Genomic DNA, 18,224 nt, shown 5'->3' with positions numbered 1-18,224 from the left:
TCAGAAGTACTCACGAGCCGAAGGCACCGTAGAGCGCCTGCTCGAAGTCGCCGTACAGCCCCCACGCCTCGGGCGTGATGAACGGCAGCGAGTTGGTGTAGATCGACGCGCAGATCCCGGTGGTGCGGTCGACGAAGAAGTGGGTGTTGAACAGACCGGCCCAGGCGCCGGTGCCCGCGCGCCGACCGCCCGGGACGTCGGCGGTGTTGATCAGCAGGCCGTAGCCCCACGTCCAGCCCGGGCCCAGCGTCAGCGAGTCGGTGATGGGCGGGTCGGCCGTGGGGATCTCGGTCGGCATCGGCGCGCCGTCGAGCTGGTCGGAGAACGCGGCGTCGACCGTCTCCTGGCGCAGGATGCGGGCGCCGTCGAGCTCGCCGCCGCGCAGCAGCGCCCGCTCGAACCGGATGTAGTCGCGCGGGGTGGAGTGCAGGCCATGGCCGCCGGCCCACCACGACGGGTCGTCGGGCAGCACGTTGCCGATCGAGCCCCAGGTGCCGTCCTCGCCCTTCGCGTGCACCGGCGTCTTGTTGCCCTGCCGCGCGTCGTCGAGGGCGAACATCGTGTCGTCCATGCCCAGCGGGCCGGTGATGTTCTCCTTCACCACGACGTCGAGTGTGGTCCCGGCGACGGCCTCGACCACCCGTCCCAACCAGTCGGTGTTGATGCCGTAGACGAAGCGGGTACCTGGGTCGCAGACCATCGGGGCGTTGAACGCCGCCATGTCGCCCGGCACCACGTTCGGCGTCCCGGTGGCCTCCTCGTAGCGCTTGATCCCCTCGTCCCAGAACCAGTAGCCCAGTCCGGACGTGTGCGTGATCAGCTGCTTCACCGTCGCCTTCGACGCCGGTTCGCGCAGCTTCGGCGTGTCCCCGTCGAAGCCCTCGAGCACCTGGACGCCACTGAAGTCCGACACGTAGGACTCGACCGGCGCGTCGAGGTCCAGCAGCCCCTTCTCCATCTGCTGGAGCGCCGCCGTGGTCGCGACCATCTTCGTCATCGACATGATGCGGAAGTGCGTGCTCGTCGAGACGGGCTCGCCGCCGCCGGCGACGCGGTCGCCCGCCGCGCCCTCGTAGAACACGCCGTCGCGGTCGGCCGCGATCGCGGCCACGTGCGGGACGGCGCCGTTCGCGACGGCGTCGGACAGGACCCGGTCGATGGCGGAACCGTCGATCGAGAGGGACACAGGACCTCCACGGGGTCGGGAGAACTGAGGTCGACGGCACGACGGCACCGTCGACCATGGTGATCGCAGTGTGGCCCGGCCCACAGCCCAGGGGAACCGACGCGACGACGCAACTCGGTCGTCGACGACCGCCAGGTGGCGGTCTACGTCGGCGCGGGCAGGTCGAGGACGCGGGAGTGGCGCAGCCGCCACACGAGGTAGGCGAGCCCGAGCCGCGTCCGGCCGAGGCCGTCGAACGGATCGAAGCCCAGCAGTCCGGCGACCGTCTCCACCCGACTCTGCATCGTGCTGTGGTGGACGCCCGCGAGCCGGGCCGCCTGCCGGACGGTGCCCGCTCGCACGAGGGCGTCGAGCGTCGCCCGGCCCCACGGGAACGCGGTCACCGCGTCGACGAGCTCGACGTCCGGGACCTCCGCATCCGGCGGCATCGTCGCGAGCACGCTGACGAGGCCGCCGAAGTCGTCGGCGGAGACCGTCGTCGTCGTGGGCCGCTCGCAGAGTCGGAGGGCGACGAGGGCCGTGGTGAACGAGGTGTGCAGGTGGTCGACGTCCGCGGCCACTCCCACCCCCGACGGGTCGGCGGTCCCGACGGGACCGTCGGCGGGGACCACCGACGCGTGGATCGTGCCGAACGGCGTGGCGACCACGTCCTCGATCCCGCCGGGGTGCTCGGTCCACACCGCGAACAGCGGCGCCGCCACCACCCGGTACCGGCGCCCGGGGTGGAGGCCGAGCGCGGTCGCGGCCTGACGACGGCTCGCGAGCGGGAGCCCGGGGTCGAGCAGCTGCCCGAGGTCCCGACGCAGGTCGGTGTCCTGCCGGTCCCGCCCGTACCGGATGCGGAGCGCGAGTCCGAGGCGCTCGAGGATGATCTCGTCGTTGGCGTGCGGGGCGCCGTCGCGGTCCAGCCAGACACACAGACCGTCGGCGATCCGGCGGGCGCCGGGCGGCGGAGCGTCCCGGTCCCGGGCCAGCTCCCCGCGGGGACAGACGCGCATCGTCGTGCCGGTGGCGGCCTGGTGGAAGCCGACCTCGCAGCCCGACAGGGACGCCGCGGCCCCGAGCAGGGCCCGGGTGTTGACGTTCCCGACGACGAGCTCGTCGAAGCAGGCGATCACGCGCAGGGCGAGGCTCGCGCCCGGATCGAGGGCGGCGATCCGGCCCAACAACTCCTGCATCCGACCACCCCCGTGCTCGGGTCCAGCCTAGGCGACGGTGGCGCCGGTCACGCCCCGAGATCAGTCGGCGAGCACCTTCTCGACCCACGCGTTGCGCACCCCGACCATCCCGCGGGCCACGGCGGTGTGCGGCGCGAAGATGTCGAAGGCGTGGAACCCGCCGGCCCAGACGTGCAGCTCCGCGTCGCCGCCGGCCCGCCAGATGCGGTCCGCGTAGGCGATGGCCTCGTCCCGGAAGATCTCCGCCGCACCGACGTCGATGAACGCCGGAGGCAGGTCCGAGAGGTCCTCGGCCCGCCCGGGCGCGGCGTAGGGCGAGACGTCGGGGCCCCCACGCGCGTCCCCGAGGAGCGCTGACCACCCCGTCTCGTTGCTGACCCGGTCCCAGACGCCGACGCCGTCGAACTGCCCGACGGACGTGCCCAGACCACGGTCGTCGAGCATCGGGTAGTCCAGCACCTGGCCGCGGGCCCGCTGGTGGCCGCGGTCGCGCGCGGCGAGGGCGAGCCCGGCCGCGAGGCCACCACCGGAACTCGCGCCCGCGACCAGGATGCGGTCGCGGCGCACGTCGAGCCGGTCGGCTTCCCGGACGATCCAGTCGTACGCGGCGTACACGTCCTCGCGCGGGAAGGGCTCGGGGAACTCCGGGGCGAGGCGGTACTCCACGGTCACCAGGACCGCGCCCAGCCGGTCGATCCAGTCGATCACGAGGTCGGCCCCGCTGAACCGGTCGCCGAACATCAGTCCGCCGGAGTGGATGAACAGCACGCCCGGCCGCGGTCCGGTCGCGTCGGCCGGACGGAGCACCGAGACCTCGATCGGATCGCCGCGGTGACCCGGGATCACCTCGTCGCGGCGCTCGATGCGCCGGGCCCGGAGGGTGCCCGCGATGGGGAGCGACGCGTAGGACCGGCGCATGAACCCGAGCAGGTCGGGTGTGATCGTCGGGGGGAACATCCCCCCGACGATCGCGAGCCCGGCCTTGAGCTCCGGGTCGAACTCGGGTCGCCGCACGGTGTCCACGGCACCACTCTGGCGGGCCGGCGACTCCGGGGCGACGTCCGACTACCGCGCCGCCGCGCGCTCCGCCCGCTCCACGGAGCCCTCGACGACCTGCACCTTGTCCCCGGTCTGCAGCTCGGCGAACGTCGCCTTCGCGTCGTCGGTCTCCATTCGGACGCAGCCCGCGGACGAGCGCGACGGGTCCCCGGCGTGGAAGGCGATCCCGCCGTCGTTGAAGAAGACCGCGTACGGCATCGGCGCCGGGCGCCCGTCGGGGGTGCGGGACTCACCGCTGACGTGGTCGATCTCCTTGCGGTACACCCGCAACGAGTGTCCGACCGGGGTGGCGTAGCCCTCGCCGCCGGTGGACACGGTCATCGGCCCGCGGACCACCTTGCCGTCCCGGATCAGCCACGCGCGCTGGGTCTCGAGGTCGACGCAGGCGCGGGCGGACACCGAGCACGGCGTGCCCGGGGTCGCGGCCTCGGCGTGCGCGGCCTGCGCCACGGGATTCGACTCGACGCCCGAGTCGGCCAACGCCGGCACCGCGAACGCCCCGGCCGCGACGAGCACCGCGGCGGTCAGCGCCGCGCCCGTCCACCAGGAACGCGGGGACCGGCCCTCGACCGGGCGGCGATGCCGGCCGGTGGGTGTGGTGTCGTCGCTGATGGGGTCGACCTCCTCGAGCCGGGCGGGCCGGGGCCCGCCGCATCCGCCGTCACCCCTCCATCGGACGGGGGACCCCGGTCCTGCACCCCGCCGACCGGGCGAATCGGTCAGACCAGGCGTTGCTCCGGGCGGTGGGGCGTCCGGCATCGGTCTCGGCTCGTGCGCCGGGCCGTGGCAGGGTCCCGGACGGGGAGGAGGCGCCGATGGACCTGCGACGGGACGTCCTCCTGGGCGGCCGCCTGGCGATGATCCGCGGTGGCGGCCGGGTGCTCGCGTGGAGCGGAGACCCCCTGCTGCGCCTGATGTACCGGCCGTGGTCCGACCGGCCGGACCTCCTGCACCGTCGCCTGCGTGACGGTCCGCAACCCTTCGCCAGTCGCAGCGGGGTGTTCGTCGTGGCCACCGCCCAGTTGTGCCGCGAGGTGGTGCGCGATCGCCGCTACGGCGTCCGCACCCGCGTCGGTGGCACCCCGGGCGGCGCCGTGGCCGGTGAGCGCGATCCCCTGCTCGAACCGGTCGACCTCTCGATCCTCGGGCTCGACCCCCCGGACCACACCCGCCTGCGTCGGCTCGTGGCCCCCGCGTTCACCCCGGCCCGGATCGCCGCCCGCGAGGACCTGGTCCGCACGGCCGCGGAACGGCTCGTCGACGCCGCCGTCGCGAAGCAGCGGTTCGACCTCGTCGCGGACATCGCGGTGCCGCTCCCCGTCGCCGTGATCGCGGACGTCCTCGGGGTCCCTGACGCGGACGCGGCGACCTTCGCGCACTGGGGGCAGGCGGTCGGCGCCGGACTCGGCGGGGTCCGGTCGCTGCGGGCGCTGCACCGCCTGGAGCGCGCGACGGGTGAGCTGCGGGGGCTGATGTCCGACCTGCTGGCGCAGCGCCGTCGCGGCCGTCCCGACGAGGCCGGGGGCGACCTGCTCGACGCCCTGGCCGCCGCGGAGATCGACGACGACGAGGCGGTGGGTCTCGCGGTCCTGCTCCTGCTCGCGGGTTTCGAGACGACGAGCGGGCTGATCGGCAACGCCGTCGTCGCGCTGCTCGGGTCCGACACCTGGCCGACCCTGGTCGACGACCCGTCCACCGCGGCTGGCGTGGTCGAGGAGACCCTCCGGTTCGACCCGCCCGTGCAGTTCACCGCCCGGGTGCCGCACGAGGACGTCGACCTCGCCGGCACCCCGGTCCCCGCCGACTCCACCGTGCTCGCCCTGCTCGGGGCCGCCGGACGCGACCCGACGGTGCACACCGACCCGGACGTCTTCGACCCCTCCCGGACGACGGCCGACGAGCACCTCGCGTTCTCCGGCGGCGCCCACTACTGCCTCGGTGCACCGCTGGCGCGCCTCGAGGCCCGGGTGGCCCTCGAGGTCCTCACCGACCGCGCGCCCGCTCTGCACCGTCTCCCCGGAGCCGAGCGCCGCCGGTCGCTGTTGCTCAGCGAGTACACCCGGCTACCGCTGGCCACGACCGCCGGCGCCTGACCGTCGGACTCGGACAGCGGAGGCCGCACCGGGCCGAGGCCTACGGCACGGTGGTCGCCGGACGAGCCACCGGACCGGGGAGGACACCGTGCACGTCGACCAGTGGCTGGCGCTGCCACCGCTCGCGGTCTACGTGGTCGTCGGGGTGGTCGTCGGCGTCGAGAGCCTCGGCGTCCCGCTGCCGGGCGAGATCGTCCTCGTCGGCGCCGCACTGCTGTCCTCGCGGCCGGAGATGGCGATCTCGCCGGTGTGGGTCGCGCTCGCCGCGCTCGTCGGGGCCATCGTCGGGGACTCGATCGGCTACGGTCTCGGGCACCGCTACGGACGCCGACTGCTCGACCGGCTCTCCCGCCGGTTCCCCCGCCACTTCGGGCCGACCCACCTCGCGATGGCCGAACGCGCCTTCGCCCGCTGGGGGATGCTGACCGTGGTCGTGGGGCGCTTCATCGCGATCCTGCGCATCTTCGCGGGTCCGCTCGCCGGTGTCCTGCGGATGCCCTACCGCCGGTTCCTCGCCGCGAACGTCCTCGGTGGCCTGCTCTGGACCGTCGGGACCGTCACCGCGGTCTATTTCCTCGGCATCGTCGCGGAGCAGTGGCTCAAGCGCTTCTCCTACGTCGGACTCGCGGTCGCCCTCGTCGTCGGACTCGTCGTCGGGCGGGTCGTCCGCCGACGTCTCGTCGCGGCGCTCTCCGACGACGGCGACCCGTCGCCGACCGGACGCACGTCGAACGGGGAGACCTCGGCCGAGGGCGCGCCGGACTTCAGTGGCACCGAGCGCCCCTGAGGGCGCTCCGTGCCACTGAAATCCGAGCCGTGCGACCGGCAGTGGGGCGAGCAGACCGACGCGCGGGACGGGTCGGGGCCGGACGACGGACACCGCGCCGGGGCCTGAGGTCCCGCGTCGCGTGGCGGGACGTGCTCACGGCCGGGCGCCCGGCTCCCGCCGTCCGTGGTGCACGAGGCGGACACAGGTGCCACGCGGACCGGCCTCGACGGTGACGTCGTCGACGAGGGCGCGCATCATCGCCAGCCCGCGGCCGCGGCGCCCCGCATCGGTCGGGGCGGGTCGCCACCGCCCGTCGTCGGCGACGTCGACCTCCAGCCCGCCGGCCTCCCCGGGCTGCGCGCGGGCGGAGAGCGTCATGGTCGCGGCGCCCCGCGCGCGCTCGTAGGCGTGGTCGCAGCAGTTCTCCAACGCCTCCGACGCCGCGGAGACCACGTCGTCGATGGTGTCCCCGTCGAGGTGGTCACCGTGCAGCCACGCCGCCAGTCGTCGCCGCAGCACGCGGACCTGGCTGCCCTGCGCGGTGGCCGACACCACCAGCGCGTGCGGCCAGCGCGGAGCGGGCGCCGCGTCGTCGTCGGGATTCGTCATCGTGCGCCTCGGATGCCTGTCCGGGGGCCGTCCCAACCGTCCCCTGCGGGGACGTCACGACGTGAGCGCGGCCGCACCGGACCGGGGCACGGCCCGGATCACCAGCAACGCGACGTCGTCGAGGACCGCGCCCGCGGCGTGTCCGTCCACGGCGGCGAGCACGGCGTCCGCAGTCGCCGAGGCGTCTCCCGCGGGGTCGCTCGCCCGGATCGCGGCGAGCAGTCCCTCCACCTCGAACTCCCCGCCGCCGGACGGCCGGGCCTCGGTGATCCCGTCGGTGACCAGCACCAGCCGGTCCCCCAGGCCGAGGGCGACCGGCTCCACGGCGATCCGGGCCTCCGGTCGGATTCCCAGCGCACGACCCCCGGCCGAGAGCGCGGTGACGGTGCCGTCGCGCCGCTGCAGCACCGCCGGTGGATGCCCCGCGCTCGCGAGGTCGAGCTCGAGCCCGTCGGGGTCGGATCGAGGCGTAGACGGCGGTGGCGAAGCTCGGGCGCTGGTCGAACCAGACGTGCAGCACCCCGTGCAGCGCCGAGAGCACCGCGCCCGCGTCCTCCTCGGTGTTCCCCACCGCGCGGACCGTCGAGCGGGCCAGGGCGGTCGTGCGCGCAGCCTGCGGTCCCTTCCCGCGGACGTCCCCGACGACGGCTCCCCACCCGGCGGGGGTGGGGATCAGGTCGTAGAAGTCCCCGAGCACCGACCCTCCGGTCCCCGCGCGGTACCGCGCGGCGACCTCGACGCCGGGGAACTGCGGGAGGCGGGCGGGCAGCAGGCTCTCGCGGAGGGTCGCGGCGTACTCCTCGACCTCCGCCGCGTGCGCCTCCGCCAGCTGTGCGAGCCGAGTGGCCTGCTGGGCCTCCTCGTTCGACGACGCCGCCTGGACGTCCGCCGCCTGGGCCCGGTCCCGGTAGTAGCGCGCGGCGACGCCGGCCTCGTCGGCGCGGGCGCCCTCCTCCCGGGCCCGGACGCCGGCGAGCCGGGCGGCGCGCTCGGAGTCGGCGGCGTGTCGGGTGGCCTCCACCCGTCCGGCCTCGGAGTCCGCCAGCGCCGTCCGCAGGGCGATCTCGCCGGTCACGGCCTGCGCCAACGTCGTCAGGACGTCGCGTTGATGGGCCGTCCATCCGCGTGGGCGGACGTCGAGGGCGCCCAGCACGCCGATGACGACGCCGGACGCGTCGTGCACCGGCAGACCCGCCCACGCCCGGACCCCACCGGTCGCGCCGGGTCCACCGGCGTCCCCGGTGTCCTCGGACCACACCGCGTCGCGGGTCGCGAGGACCGCCTCGCAGAGAGCGCGGTCGACGGGCTCCTCCGACGAGCGACCGCCGTCAGCCGCCCCGTGCTCGTCCTGCCGGCTCCGGACGACCACCCGTCCGCCCTCGACGAGCCAGAGGACGCCGGAGGTGGCGCCGGTGAGGGAGGCCGCCAGGCGGGCCAGGCGGTCGACGGCCGCGTCGGCGTCGTCGTCGAGCAGTCGTGCCCGCGTGATCGCGTTGCTGGAGGTGCCCCCGCGCACGCCACCCCTCTCCCCGGATACCGGCGACCTCGACGCCGACGTGTCGCGGGCGATCCTACGGAGCGTCGGGGTCGGGGCCCACCGTCAGCGCGGCACGAGCACACTCGCAGCGGTGACCACCACCCACGACTTCAGCGTCTCCGACGACACCGGCGCCACCCTCTCCCTCGGGCAGTACGCGGGCCGGGTCCTGCTCATCGTCAACGTCGCGAGCAAGTGCGGCCTGACCCCGCAGTACGAGGGCCTCGAGAAGCTCCACCGCACCTACTCCGACCGCGGACTGACCGTCCTCGGCTTCCCCTGCAACCAGTTCCTGGGTCAGGAGCCGGGCACCGACGCGGAGATCCAGGAATTCTGCCGCGTCAGCTACGACGTCACGTTCCCGGTGCTCGCGAAGGTCGACGTGAACGGCCCCGACGCCGCGCCGCTCTACGCCTTCCTGCGCGCCGAGGCGCCCGGGGACTTCGGCCCGGCCTACGGCAGCTTCTACGAGACCATCACCGGCCTCCAGCCCGTCGAGGCCGCGGGCGACGTCGCGTGGAACTTCACCAAGTTCCTCGTCGACCGGGACGGCCGGGTCGTCCGCCGCTACGAGCCGCCCGTGCCGCCCGAGGACATCGCGACCGACGTCGAGCGCCTCCTCTAGGAACCGGCGGCGGTCGCGGCCCCCGTTGACGGGGCCGCGGTCCGTCAGAGCGCCGGACGCCGGTCCGCCCACGGGCGGGCCCGCTCCAGGTTCCCCGCGACGCGGAGGACCAGGGCGTCCCGGTGGTGCCGGGCGGCGATCTGGAGACCGACCGGGCGGCCGTCCGACGTCGTCCCCGCCGGCACGGTGATCGCCGGGTTGTTGAGCATGTTGTAGGGATAGGTCAGCAGCCAGTCGAGCAGCTGCTCGCGCAGCGAGGCACCGTCGAGCCACTCCGGGGCGAAGCGTTCCAGCGGGAACGTCGCACTGGTCAACGTCGGCGAGACGAGGACGTCGAAGTCGTCCATGAAGGTCGTCCAGGTGTCCCACATCGCGCCGCGGAAGACCTCGGCGCGACCGACGTCGACACCGGTCAGCGTCTCGCCCTCGCGCATCAGCGTGATCAGGTTGTCGTCGACCTGGCCGCGCAGCGACTCCCAGTCGAGCAGGTCGTGCTCCGAGGCGAAGCCCGGCACCCAGATGCCGTGCCACATCGCCTCGGAGGCCGGGCCCCACCCCGGGGTGGCCTCGGTGATCGTCGCCCCGAGCCCCTCGAGCGCACCGACGGCCTCCCGGCACACCGCGAGGACCTCCTCGTCGACGTGCGTGCCCAGCCCCATGTCGGCCGAGAACGCGACGCGCAGCCCGCGGACGTCGCCCTGTGCGGCGGTCACGTACGACGACTCGACGCGCGGGATGGACAGGGGGTCGGCGTGGTCGGCGCCGGCGACGACGTCGAGCATCAGGGCGTTGTCGGCGACCGTCCGCGTGATCGGCCCGTGGTAGGCCCACGTGTAGTACCGGCCGGCGAGGATGGTCTGCGGGACGATCCCCGTGGTCGGCTTCAGCCCCACGACGCCGCACAGCGACGCGGGGATGCGGACCGACCCGGCGCCGTCGCTGCCCTCGGCGAGCGGGCCGAGCCCGGCGGCGACCGCGGCCGCCGCGCCGCCGCTCGAGCCGCCGGCGGAGTACCCGTGCCGCCACGGGTTGTGGGTCGGGCCGAACAGGTGGTTGTCGGTGCCGCCGTAGTAGCCGCTCTCCGGGGTGTTGGTCTTGCCGAGGAACAGTCCACCGGCCGCGCGCATCCGGCGGACCAGCACCGCGTCCTGCTCCGCGACGTTGTCCTTCAGCGGCACCATGCCGAACGTGGTCGGCAGTCCGGCGACGTTCGTCAGGTCCTTGATCGTGTAGGGCACGCCGTGCAGCGGACCGAGCTCGTCGCCGCGGGAGACGGCGGCCGTCAGCTCCGCCGCGTCCCGCTCGACCTGCTCCCGGTCGAGGTTGACGATCGCGTTCAGGTCGGGGTTGACCCGGTCGACGCGGTCGAGCACCGCCGTGGCGATCTCGCTCGGCGAGAGCTCCCCGTCCCGGACCTTCGCGGCCAGCTCCGTCGCCGACAGCCAGGGGATCTCCTCGGACATGACGCCTCCCGTCCTCGTGGGGCGCCGGCGCGCCCGCGGGCCGGACGCTAGGGAGGAATCACGACGACGGGATCGGTCGATCGACCGATGCGGACCCCTCCCGCCCAGGTCACGGCCGGTCTAGCGTCAGGGTGCATGAGCGGGCTGCGGGCGGCGCGGGAGCTGCGCGCCTTCCTGCGCCGCCACGGGTGCCGCACCCCCGGCCCGGCGTCCGCCGTCCTCGACGGCCTCGCCGCGATCGTCCCGTCGGACTGTCTGGCCCTGTCCGCCTGGGACCCCGCCTCCGGGCGACACCGCACGCTCGCGTCGAGCTATCCCGTGAGCGCGATGTCGTTCCTGAACGACGAGTGGCGCCGGGATCCGCTGTTCCTCCTCCCCCGACGGCGCCGGGAGCCGGTCCGCATCCGCGACGTCGAGCCGCTCCGCCGCCACGGCGGGGTCTTCGACCGGGTCATCGCCCCCGGCGGGTTCCGCGCGGGCATGACGCAGTGCCTGTTCGCCGCGGACGGCCGCTACGTCGGGATGATCAACGCGAACGCCCTCGACGACCGGCTCGACGACGACGTCGTCCACCTCGTCGACCTGCTCTCGGCCGACCTCGCCGCCGCGGTCGACCCGGTCGTCCCGCCGCTGCCGCCGACCGCGCGGCTCGCCGACGGCGGCACCGACGGCTTCCTCGTCCCGACGACGGGTCCGGTGCAGCCGCTGTCCCCGGGTGCGCGTCCGGAGCTGCTCGACGCCCTGGCCGGCGGGGCCGACGGCGTCGGCGTCGGCGTCGGCGTCGGCGTCGGCGCGAGACTGCTCGTCGACGGCGGCGAGGTGCTCGCGGTCGACGTCGCGCGCAGCGGTGCCGGTCTCGTCGTGCTCCACCGCCCCGTGCCGCCGCCGGACGGGCTCACCGTCCGCGAGCTGCACGTCCTCGCGGCCCTGGCGGACGGGCTGAGCAACGCTCAGATCGGCCGGCGCTGCGGGATCAGCGCCCGCACCGTCGGCACGCACGTCGAGCACATCCTCATGAAGACCGGCACCCGCAACCGGGCGGAGGCCGCCGGGCGCGCGGCCGGCCGGCGGCTGACGGTCGTCCGCTGAGCCGTCACCGCAGCAGCGGCGCCACGACCTCCGGGTGCTCGAGGGCCAGGAGCGAGCGGGCCCGCGGGACGAGGTGGAAGCTCGCCGTCGGGATGGCGTCGGCGATCGCGCGGCTGTGCTCCGGCTTCGCCCCCTGGTCGTCCTCCCCGACGACGACCTCGGCGGGCATCGTCAGGCGCGGCAGCTCGGCGAGGCAGTCGGCCTCGGCGACCCGGGCGAGCCCGTCGGCCCAGGAGGCGACCGGCGTGTGCTCGATCCGGGTGCGCGCGTACTGCACCGCCGACCCGTTGCGGGCGAGCTGCCCGGCCGTGAACCAGCGCGTGATCGAGATGTCGGCGGCGGCGGCGTCACGCCGCAACGCCTCGGAGAGCGTCGCGAACAGGGGCGAGGGCGAGGCGCGGGCGGCGAGCAGGGACAGCCTGCGGGTCCGGCCGGGGCACGCGAGCGCGAAGCCCTGCGCGACGACCGCGCCGAGGGAGTGCCCGACGACGTGGGCGTCCGGCAGGTCGAGCCGGTCGAGCAGCTCGACGAGGTCGGCGACCAGCCGCCGGGTGGTCGGGACGGGCGCGTGGGCGGCGGCGCCGTGGCCGCGCAGGTCGTAGCGGACCACCCGGCGCTCGGAGCGCAGCGCGAGGGCGAGTCCCGACCAGTAGTCCAGGTCGAACGGGGTGGCGTGGATCAGGACCACCGCCGGGCCGGAGCCCTCGTCGACCACGCGCGTCGGCACGTCGCCGAGTTCGACCGTTCGTTCACTCATTCCGGTGCGCCCCCGGGCGGAACCCTACTCGACCGGCAGGGCGGTCCCGGCACCCAGATCCAGTTCGAACGAGTACCGCGAGGCCCGGTAGACGTGCGCGCCGTACTCGACGAGTCGCCCGGCATCGTCCCAGGCCGTGCGGGTCATCGTCAGCAGTGGCGCGCCGCGCGGCTCGTCGAGCAGCGCGGCCTCGGCGGCGGTCGCCGCGCGCGCCCCGACCACCTGCGTCGCGGTCACCGGCACGCCCCCCGCGTCCCGCAGGAGCTGGTAGAGGCCGTGCTCCCGCAGCATCGCCGCGTCGAGCACGAGCACGTCGCGCGGCACGACGTTCGTCATGAGCGCGAGCGGCTCGTCGCCGGCGAAGCGCAGCCGCTCGATCGACGTCACCTCCGTCCCCTCCGGGATCCCCGAGCGCGCGGCGACGTCCGCGGCCACCGTCCCGACGACGAGCCCGCGCACCTCGGTGCGCGGGGTGCCGCCGTGGCGCGCCAGGTCGTCGAACAGGCTCGTCAGGTCCGCCTTGCGCCGCACCGAGGGGGCGACCACCCGGACGCCGGCGCCGCGCCGACGGACCAGCACGCCCTGCTCCACGAGGTGGCTGACGGCGCGGCGGACGGTCGGACGGGTGACCCGCAGGCGGGTCGCGAGCTCCGCCTCGCTCGGGAGTCTGCCTCCCGGCGGAAGATCACCGTCCGCGATCATCTGCTGCAGGTGGAGCGCCGCCTGGAAGTAGAGCGGCACGGGACTGCTCCGGACGGGTGGCGCAGCGCGAGGGTCCATGTCACTCCCGGCACCTTCAGAGGCACTATGTCCAAACAAAGTATTGACCTGACGAGTGATGGAGCGTACTCCTATCACCGTGGTCGGGGTCACTCCCCAATTCGTCCCGCTGCCCGACCCCGCCGGCAGCGACGCACAGAGAGAACTGATGCTCGATGAGGAGTATTCGGAGGGTGCTGGCCGTCGCGGCCGCCGCCGCCGTCGCGCTCACCTTCACCGCCTGCTCGAGCCAGGGCGGTGCGCAGAACCAGAACCAGGCGACCAGCCAGCGGTTCACCATCGCGATGATCACCCACGAGCAGCCGGGTGACTCGTTCTGGGACAAGATCCGGGCCGGCGCCCAGCAGGCCGCCTCCGAGCTCAACGTCGACCTGCGCTACTCGAACAACAACGACGGCGGCCAGCAGGCCACCCTCGTCCAGAATGCGATCGACTCCCGGGTCAACGGCATCGCGGTCACGCTGTCCTACCCCGACCAGGTCGGCCCGGTCGCCCAGAAGGCCGTCCAGGCCGGCATCCCGGTCGTCGGCTTCAACCAGGGCATCGACCAGTACCAGCAGTTCGGCATGAAGATGTACTTCGGCTCGGACGAGACCCTCGCCGGGCAGAGCGCGGGGCAGCGTCTCGGCCAGCTCAACCCCGGCGGCAAGGCCCTCTGCGTCATCCAGGAGCAGGGCTCGGTCGCGCTGGAGACCCGCTGCGCGGGCGTCAAGCAGGCCTACGCGAACACCGAGAACCTGCAGGTCAACGGCGCCGACCTGCCGTCGGTCCAGCAGACGATCCAGGCGAAGCTGCAGCAGGACCCGGCCATCACCGACGTCGTCACCCTCGGCGCCCCGGTCGCCCTCGCCGCCATGCAGGCCAAGCAGGCCTCGTCGAGCCAGGCCCAGATCGTCACGTTCGACCTGAACGCCGACGTCGCCAAGGCGATCCAGTCCAACCAGATCGCCTTCTCGGTCGACCAGCAGCCCTACGTCCAGGGCTACATGGCGGTGCAGGCGCTGTGGCTGCAGCTGTCCAACGGCAACGACCTCGGCGGCGGCAAGCCCGTGCTGACCGGCCCGTCGTTCGTCGACGCCAGCAACATCGGCCCGATCGTGCAGTACGCGGAGAAGAACACCCGCTGATCCACCCGGCGCCGGCCCGCACCCGCGGGCCGGCGCCGGTCCCCTGTCGTCCCGCCTGACCCCCGTCCCCTTGGAGCCCAGCGATGAGCACTCCCGTCGCGACCCCGCCACCGCCCACCACCACCGAGGAACCCGCCCGCGTGCAGCGCTCGCTGGGCGCCCGCATCCTCGGCCGGCCCGAGATCGGCGCGTTCGCGGCGGCCGTCGTCATCTTCGTCTTCTTCTTCGCGATCGCCCCGCCGTTCCGCACGCCCGAGGCGCTCTCGACCATCCTCTACTCGGCCTCGACGATCGGGATCGTCGCGCTCGGTGTGGCCCTGCTGATGATCGGCGGCGAGTTCGACCTGTCGTCGGGCGTCGCGGTGACCACCAGCGCGCTCGCCTCGGCGATGCTGTCCTACCAGCTCTCGCTCAACGTCTGGGTCGGCGTGATCGTCAGCCTGGTCATCTCGCTCGCGATCGGCGCGCTCAACGGCTGGCTGCTGGTCAAGACGAAGCTCCCGAGCTTCCTCATCACGCTCTCGACGTTCTTCGTCCTGCAGGGCGTGAACCTCGGTGTCACCAAGCTGATCACCGGCACCGTCGCGACCACGAACATCGACCAGCTCGACGGGTTCGACTCCGCCAAGGCGATCTTCGCCGGCGACATCCCGCTGGGGTTCATGACGGTGAAGGCCTCCGTCGTCTGGTGGCTGCTCTTCGTCGTCATCGCCTCCTGGCTCCTGCTGCGCACCCGCACCGGTAACTGGATCTTCGCCGTCGGCGGCAACCAGGACTCCGCCCGCGCGGTCGGCGTGCCGGTGGCCAAGGTGAAGATCGGCCTGTTCATGGGCGTCGCGTTCATGGCCTGGTTCCTCGGGCAGCACCTGCTGATGAACTTCTCGACCGTCCAGGCCGGCCTCGGCGTGGGCAACGAGCTCATCTACATCGTCGCCGCGGTCGTCGGTGGCGCCCTCCTCACGGGTGGGTTCGGCTCCGCGATCGGCGCCGCCATCGGCGCGTTCATCTTCGGCATGACCACCCAGGGCATCGTCTACGCCGGCTGGGACCCGAACTGGTTCAAGGCCTTCCTCGGCGTGATGCTCCTGCTCGCCGTGCTCGTGAACCTGTACATCAAGAACTCCGCCTCGAAGCGCACGTAGGGACACCGAGACCATGACCGACACGATCGCCGAGCACGCCTCGGCCGACCTGACCGCCGGTACCCCGCTCGTGCAGATGGCGGGCGTGGGCAAGACCTACGGCGCGATCCGCGCCCTCGAGGGCGTCGACCTCACCGTCCGCGCCGGCGAGGTGACCTGCGTCCTCGGCGACAACGGCGCCGGCAAGTCGACCCTGATCAAGATCATGTCCGGGCTGCACCCGCACTCCGAGGGCACGGTCACCGTCGACGGCGACGAGGTCCGGTTCGGCTCGCCGCGCGAGTCGCTCGACCGCGGCATCGCCACCGTCTACCAGGACCTCGCCGTGGTCTCCCTGATGGAGGTCTGGCGGAACTTCTTCCTCGGCTCGGAACTGCGCAAGGGCAATTTCCCCCTCGCGCCGCTCGACATCCCGAAGATGCGCGAGATCGCCGACACCGAGCTCAAGAAGATGGGCATCCACGTCAAGGACATCAACCAGCCGATCGGCACGCTCTCCGGCGGTCAGCGCCAGTGCGTCGCGATCGCCCGCGCCGTCTACTTCGGCGCCCGGGTCCTGATCCTCGACGAGCCCACCGCCGCCCTCGGCGTCAAGCAGTCCGGCGTGGTGCTGAAGTACACCGCCGCCGCCCGCGACGCCGGCCTCGGGGTCGTGTTCATCACCCACAACCCGCACCACGCCTACATGGTGGGCGACCACTTCATCATCCTGAAGCTGGGCAAGCGGGTCCTCGACCGGAAGCGCTCCGAGGTCTCCCTCGAGGAGCTCACCGCCGAGATGGCGGGCGGCCAGGAGCTCGCCGAGCTCTCCCACGAGCTGCAGCGGTGAGTTCGCCCCTCCGCCTCGGCGTCCTCGGCGCGGCCCGCATCGCGGTCGTGGCCCTCGCCGAGCCCGTCGCGACGACGGGCGACCGGATGGTCGCCGTCGCCGCCCGGGACCGCGGACGGGCCGAGACCTTCGCCGCCGAGCACGGCGTCGAGCGGGTGCACGACACCTATGACGCCGTGCTCGCCGACCCGGAGGTCGAGGTCGTCTACGTCCCGCTCGCCAACGGCCTGCACGGCCGCTGGACGCGGGCCGCGATCGAGGCGGGCAAGCACGTCCTCGTCGAGAAGCCGTTCGCGTCGAACGCAGACGAGGCCCGGGAGGTCGCGGCCGCGGCGCGGGCGGCCGGCGTGGTGGTCGTCGAGGCGTTCCACCACGTGCACCACCCCGTGACCCGCCGCCTCGTGTCGCTGCTCCCGGAGCTCGGCGAGCTCCGGCGGATCGAGACGACGTTCCGGATGCCGGCGCCGTCCGGCGACGACCCGCGCTGGTCGTTCGATCTCGCCGGCGGCGCGCTGATGGACCTCGGGTGCTACGCCCTGCACCTGCAGCGATGGCTCGCGGGCGCCGAACCCGTCGTCGAGAGGGCCTCCGGGACCGAGCGGTCGCCGGGGGTGGACGCGTCGATGACGGCGGACCTCGTGTTCGCCCCGGGGGTCACCGGACGGGCCTCCTGCGACATGGCCGCCGACTCGTGGACGATCACCGCCCGCGTGATCGGCTCCCGCGGTGAGGCGACCGCGCTGAACGTGGTGCTCCCGCACCAGGACGACCGGATCGTCGTCACCGTGGACGGCGAGGAGCGCACCGAGCACCTCGGGACGCGCTCGACGTACACCTACCAGCTCGAGGCGCTGCGGGCGCACCTGCGCGAGGGCGCGCCGTTCCCGCTCGACCTCGACGACGCGGTGGCCCAGGCCGAGCTGGTCGACGCGGTCTACGCCGCCGCCGGGTTCCCGCCGCGGCCGCGGACGGAGCCGGTCGCCGCCTCCTGACCCGGACGGGTCACGGCGGCGCCGACGTGGTGCCCCGGACGACGAGCCGCGGCGCGAGCACGACCTCCCGGCGCTCCGCCCGGACGCCGTCGAGTCGCGCGACGACGAGATCGAGGGCGTTCGCGACGAGGGCCGGCACGTCCTGGCTGACGGTGGTCAGGTCGACGTGGGCGAGGCGGGCCAGCGGACTGTCGTCGAACCCGGCGACCGAGACGTCCGCCGGCACCCGCACCCCGGCGCGCACGAGTGCGTCGAGCAGGCCGACGGCGGCGCGGTCGTTGAACACGGTCACCGCCGTCGCCCCGCCGAGGTCGGCGGCGGCCGCCGCACCGTCGGCCTCCCCGTGTCCTCCCCGCAGCACGCGGGGCGCCAGGCCGGCCGCCGTCATCGCGGCGACGTAGCCGCGGCACCGGTCGGCCGCGATCTCCCCCGCCCCGCCGTCGACGTGGACCACGTCGCGGTGCCCGAGCGCGAGGAGGTGCTCGGTCGCCTCCCGGGTGCCGCGCTCGTCGTCGACCCGGACGCCGTCGACGCCGCCCGCCCGGCCGCTGACCGCGACGACGGGGACCTGCCCGTCGAGGGCGACGAGCCGCTCCGCCGGACCCGACGTGCCGAGCAGCAGCAACGCCTCGCAGCGGGAGTCGATCAGGGTCTCCACCGCCCGCTCCTCGTCCCGGGCGGGGCTGCGTGCGCCGATGAGCAGGTCGAACCCGCGCCGCGCGGACGCGTCGAGCAGCTCCTCGACGAGCTCGGCGTGGAACGTCGAGCGCACGTCGGTGACGACGCCGAGCATCCCCGAGCGACGCCGCGCGAGCAGGCTGGCGGCCCGGTCGGGCCGGTAGCCGAGCTGCTCGGCCGCCGCCAGGACCCGGTCGCGCGTGGCCTCGCTCGGGCCCGGCTCACCGCGCAGGACGAGCGACACCGACGCGGTGGAGCAGCCGGCGGCGGCGGCGACGTCGGCGAGTCTCGGGCGAGGCACCGCAGGCCCT

The 18,224-nt window shown here is 74.0% G+C and carries 17 protein-coding genes and 2 pseudogenes; 8 read left to right on the top strand and 11 right to left on the bottom strand.

The window, feature by feature from the left end:
- Positions 1 to 10 precede the first annotated feature (10 nt).
- The 4 genes from LN037_RS17760 to LN037_RS17745 all read right to left on the bottom strand — a co-directional run bounded on the left by LN037_RS17760 (position 11) and on the right by LN037_RS17745 (position 3,939).
- On the bottom strand, positions 11 to 1,186 hold the full coding sequence (locus LN037_RS17760) for a serine hydrolase domain-containing protein (RefSeq protein ID WP_230754969.1): 1,176 nt from the start codon (positions 1,184 to 1,186) through the stop codon (positions 11 to 13).
- 143 nt (positions 1,187 to 1,329) lie between these two features.
- On the bottom strand, positions 1,330 to 2,364 hold the full coding sequence (locus LN037_RS17755; RefSeq protein WP_230754967.1) for a helix-turn-helix domain-containing protein: 1,035 nt from the start codon (positions 2,362 to 2,364) through the stop codon (positions 1,330 to 1,332).
- A gap of 60 nt (positions 2,365 to 2,424) precedes the next feature.
- The gene (locus LN037_RS17750; RefSeq protein WP_230754965.1) at positions 2,425 to 3,387 is read right to left on the bottom strand and encodes an alpha/beta hydrolase; all 963 of its coding nucleotides are present in this window, start codon (positions 3,385 to 3,387) and stop codon (positions 2,425 to 2,427) included.
- A gap of 42 nt (positions 3,388 to 3,429) precedes the next feature.
- On the bottom strand, positions 3,430 to 3,939 hold the full coding sequence (locus LN037_RS17745) for a L,D-transpeptidase (RefSeq protein ID WP_230754963.1): 510 nt from the start codon (positions 3,937 to 3,939) through the stop codon (positions 3,430 to 3,432).
- A gap of 299 nt (positions 3,940 to 4,238) precedes the next feature.
- Here LN037_RS17745 and LN037_RS17740 point away from each other — a divergent pair, with 299 nt between their 5' ends.
- Both LN037_RS17740 and LN037_RS17735 read left to right on the top strand, forming a co-directional pair.
- A complete protein-coding gene (locus LN037_RS17740; protein WP_230754961.1) occupies positions 4,239 to 5,516 on the top strand; it encodes a cytochrome P450 in 1,278 nt (425 codons plus the stop codon).
- 88 nt (positions 5,517 to 5,604) lie between these two features.
- Positions 5,605 to 6,303, top strand: coding sequence for a DedA family protein (locus LN037_RS17735; protein WP_230754960.1), 699 nt, complete (start codon positions 5,605 to 5,607; stop codon positions 6,301 to 6,303).
- A 135-nt stretch (positions 6,304 to 6,438) separates the two neighbouring features.
- On the opposite strand, the gene LN037_RS17730 is transcribed toward LN037_RS17735, so the two are convergent.
- The 3 genes and pseudogenes from LN037_RS17730 to LN037_RS34055 all read right to left on the bottom strand — a co-directional run.
- Positions 6,439 to 6,894 carry an ATP-binding protein gene (locus tag LN037_RS17730; RefSeq protein ID WP_230754958.1) on the bottom strand — a complete coding sequence of 152 codons (456 nt, stop codon included), beginning with the start codon at positions 6,892 to 6,894 and terminating at the stop codon, positions 6,439 to 6,441.
- Positions 6,895 to 6,948: 54 nt separating this feature from the next.
- Positions 6,949 to 7,341: pseudogene (locus tag LN037_RS17725) on the bottom strand (PP2C family protein-serine/threonine phosphatase); the annotation flags it as partial.
- A gap of 25 nt (positions 7,342 to 7,366) precedes the next feature.
- Positions 7,367 to 8,410: pseudogene (locus LN037_RS34055) on the bottom strand (PP2C family protein-serine/threonine phosphatase); the annotation flags it as partial.
- Positions 8,411 to 8,522: 112 nt separating this feature from the next.
- Here LN037_RS34055 and LN037_RS17720 point away from each other — a divergent pair.
- A complete protein-coding gene (locus LN037_RS17720) occupies positions 8,523 to 9,056 on the top strand; it encodes a glutathione peroxidase (protein ID WP_230754956.1) in 534 nt (177 codons plus the stop codon).
- Between the two features lie 44 nt (positions 9,057 to 9,100).
- Here the strand turns inward: LN037_RS17720 and LN037_RS17715 are convergent, their stop codons facing one another.
- On the bottom strand, positions 9,101 to 10,519 hold the full coding sequence (locus LN037_RS17715; protein ID WP_230754955.1) for an amidase: 1,419 nt from the start codon (positions 10,517 to 10,519) through the stop codon (positions 9,101 to 9,103).
- Between the two features lie 135 nt (positions 10,520 to 10,654).
- On the opposite strand from LN037_RS17715, the gene LN037_RS17710 reads away from it, so the two are divergent.
- Positions 10,655 to 11,608, top strand: coding sequence for a helix-turn-helix transcriptional regulator (locus tag LN037_RS17710; RefSeq protein ID WP_230754954.1), 954 nt, complete (start codon positions 10,655 to 10,657; stop codon positions 11,606 to 11,608).
- Positions 11,609 to 11,612: 4 nt separating this feature from the next.
- Here LN037_RS17710 and LN037_RS17705 read toward each other — a convergent pair whose 3' ends face one another.
- Positions 11,613 to 12,365 carry an alpha/beta fold hydrolase gene (locus tag LN037_RS17705; protein WP_230754952.1) on the bottom strand — a complete coding sequence of 251 codons (753 nt, stop codon included), beginning with the start codon at positions 12,363 to 12,365 and terminating at the stop codon, positions 11,613 to 11,615.
- Between the two features lie 24 nt (positions 12,366 to 12,389).
- The gene (locus LN037_RS17700) at positions 12,390 to 13,145 is read right to left on the bottom strand and encodes a GntR family transcriptional regulator (protein WP_230754950.1); all 756 of its coding nucleotides are present in this window, start codon (positions 13,143 to 13,145) and stop codon (positions 12,390 to 12,392) included.
- 173 nt (positions 13,146 to 13,318) lie between these two features.
- Here LN037_RS17700 and LN037_RS17695 point away from each other — a divergent pair, with 173 nt between their 5' ends.
- From LN037_RS17695 to LN037_RS33730, 4 genes are all read left to right on the top strand, one after another.
- Entirely contained in the window at positions 13,319 to 14,272 is a 954-nt protein-coding gene (locus LN037_RS17695; protein WP_230754948.1) for a substrate-binding domain-containing protein, read from the top strand.
- 83 nt (positions 14,273 to 14,355) lie between these two features.
- Positions 14,356 to 15,414 carry an ABC transporter permease gene (locus LN037_RS17690; RefSeq protein ID WP_230754946.1) on the top strand — a complete coding sequence of 353 codons (1,059 nt, stop codon included), beginning with the start codon at positions 14,356 to 14,358 and terminating at the stop codon, positions 15,412 to 15,414.
- A 13-nt stretch (positions 15,415 to 15,427) separates the two neighbouring features.
- A complete protein-coding gene (locus LN037_RS17685) occupies positions 15,428 to 16,243 on the top strand; it encodes an ATP-binding cassette domain-containing protein (protein WP_230754944.1) in 816 nt (271 codons plus the stop codon).
- Entirely contained in the window at positions 16,240 to 17,235 is a 996-nt protein-coding gene (locus LN037_RS33730; RefSeq protein WP_230754942.1) for a Gfo/Idh/MocA family protein, read from the top strand. Before LN037_RS17685 ends, LN037_RS33730 begins: the two co-directional genes overlap by 4 nt.
- A 10-nt stretch (positions 17,236 to 17,245) precedes the next feature.
- Here LN037_RS33730 and LN037_RS17675 read toward each other — a convergent pair whose 3' ends face one another.
- Entirely contained in the window at positions 17,246 to 18,214 is a 969-nt protein-coding gene (locus tag LN037_RS17675; protein ID WP_230754940.1) for a LacI family DNA-binding transcriptional regulator, read from the bottom strand.
- Between the last annotated feature and the right edge of the window lie 10 nt (positions 18,215 to 18,224).

Source organism: Actinomycetospora soli (assembly GCF_021026295.1).
GTDB lineage: Bacteria > Actinomycetota > Actinomycetes > Mycobacteriales > Pseudonocardiaceae > Actinomycetospora > Actinomycetospora soli.
Note: the sequence above shows the minus strand (reverse complement) of the source record. Positions and strands in the feature narration are given on the sequence as shown.

What these genes read in the sequence shown, in the direction of transcription:
- LN037_RS17740 (WP_230754961.1), top strand. Translation starts at nt 4,239, where the DNA reads ATGGACCTGCGACGGGACGTCCTCCTGGGCGGCCGCCTGGCGATGATC.
- LN037_RS17715 (WP_230754955.1), bottom strand. Translation starts at nt 10,519, where the DNA reads ATGTCCGAGGAGATCCCCTGGCTGTCGGCGACGGAGCTGGCCGCGAAG.
- LN037_RS17685 (WP_230754944.1), top strand. Translation starts at nt 15,428, where the DNA reads ATGACCGACACGATCGCCGAGCACGCCTCGGCCGACCTGACCGCCGGT.
- LN037_RS17690 (WP_230754946.1), top strand. Translation starts at nt 14,356, where the DNA reads ATGAGCACTCCCGTCGCGACCCCGCCACCGCCCACCACCACCGAGGAA.
- LN037_RS17755 (WP_230754967.1), bottom strand. Translation starts at nt 2,364, where the DNA reads ATGCAGGAGTTGTTGGGCCGGATCGCCGCCCTCGATCCGGGCGCGAGC.
- LN037_RS17705 (WP_230754952.1), bottom strand. Translation starts at nt 12,365, where the DNA reads ATGAGTGAACGAACGGTCGAACTCGGCGACGTGCCGACGCGCGTGGTC.
- LN037_RS17710 (WP_230754954.1), top strand. Translation starts at nt 10,655, where the DNA reads ATGAGCGGGCTGCGGGCGGCGCGGGAGCTGCGCGCCTTCCTGCGCCGC.
- LN037_RS17730 (WP_230754958.1), bottom strand. Translation starts at nt 6,894, where the DNA reads ATGACGAATCCCGACGACGACGCGGCGCCCGCTCCGCGCTGGCCGCAC.
- LN037_RS17700 (WP_230754950.1), bottom strand. Translation starts at nt 13,145, where the DNA reads ATGGACCCTCGCGCTGCGCCACCCGTCCGGAGCAGTCCCGTGCCGCTC.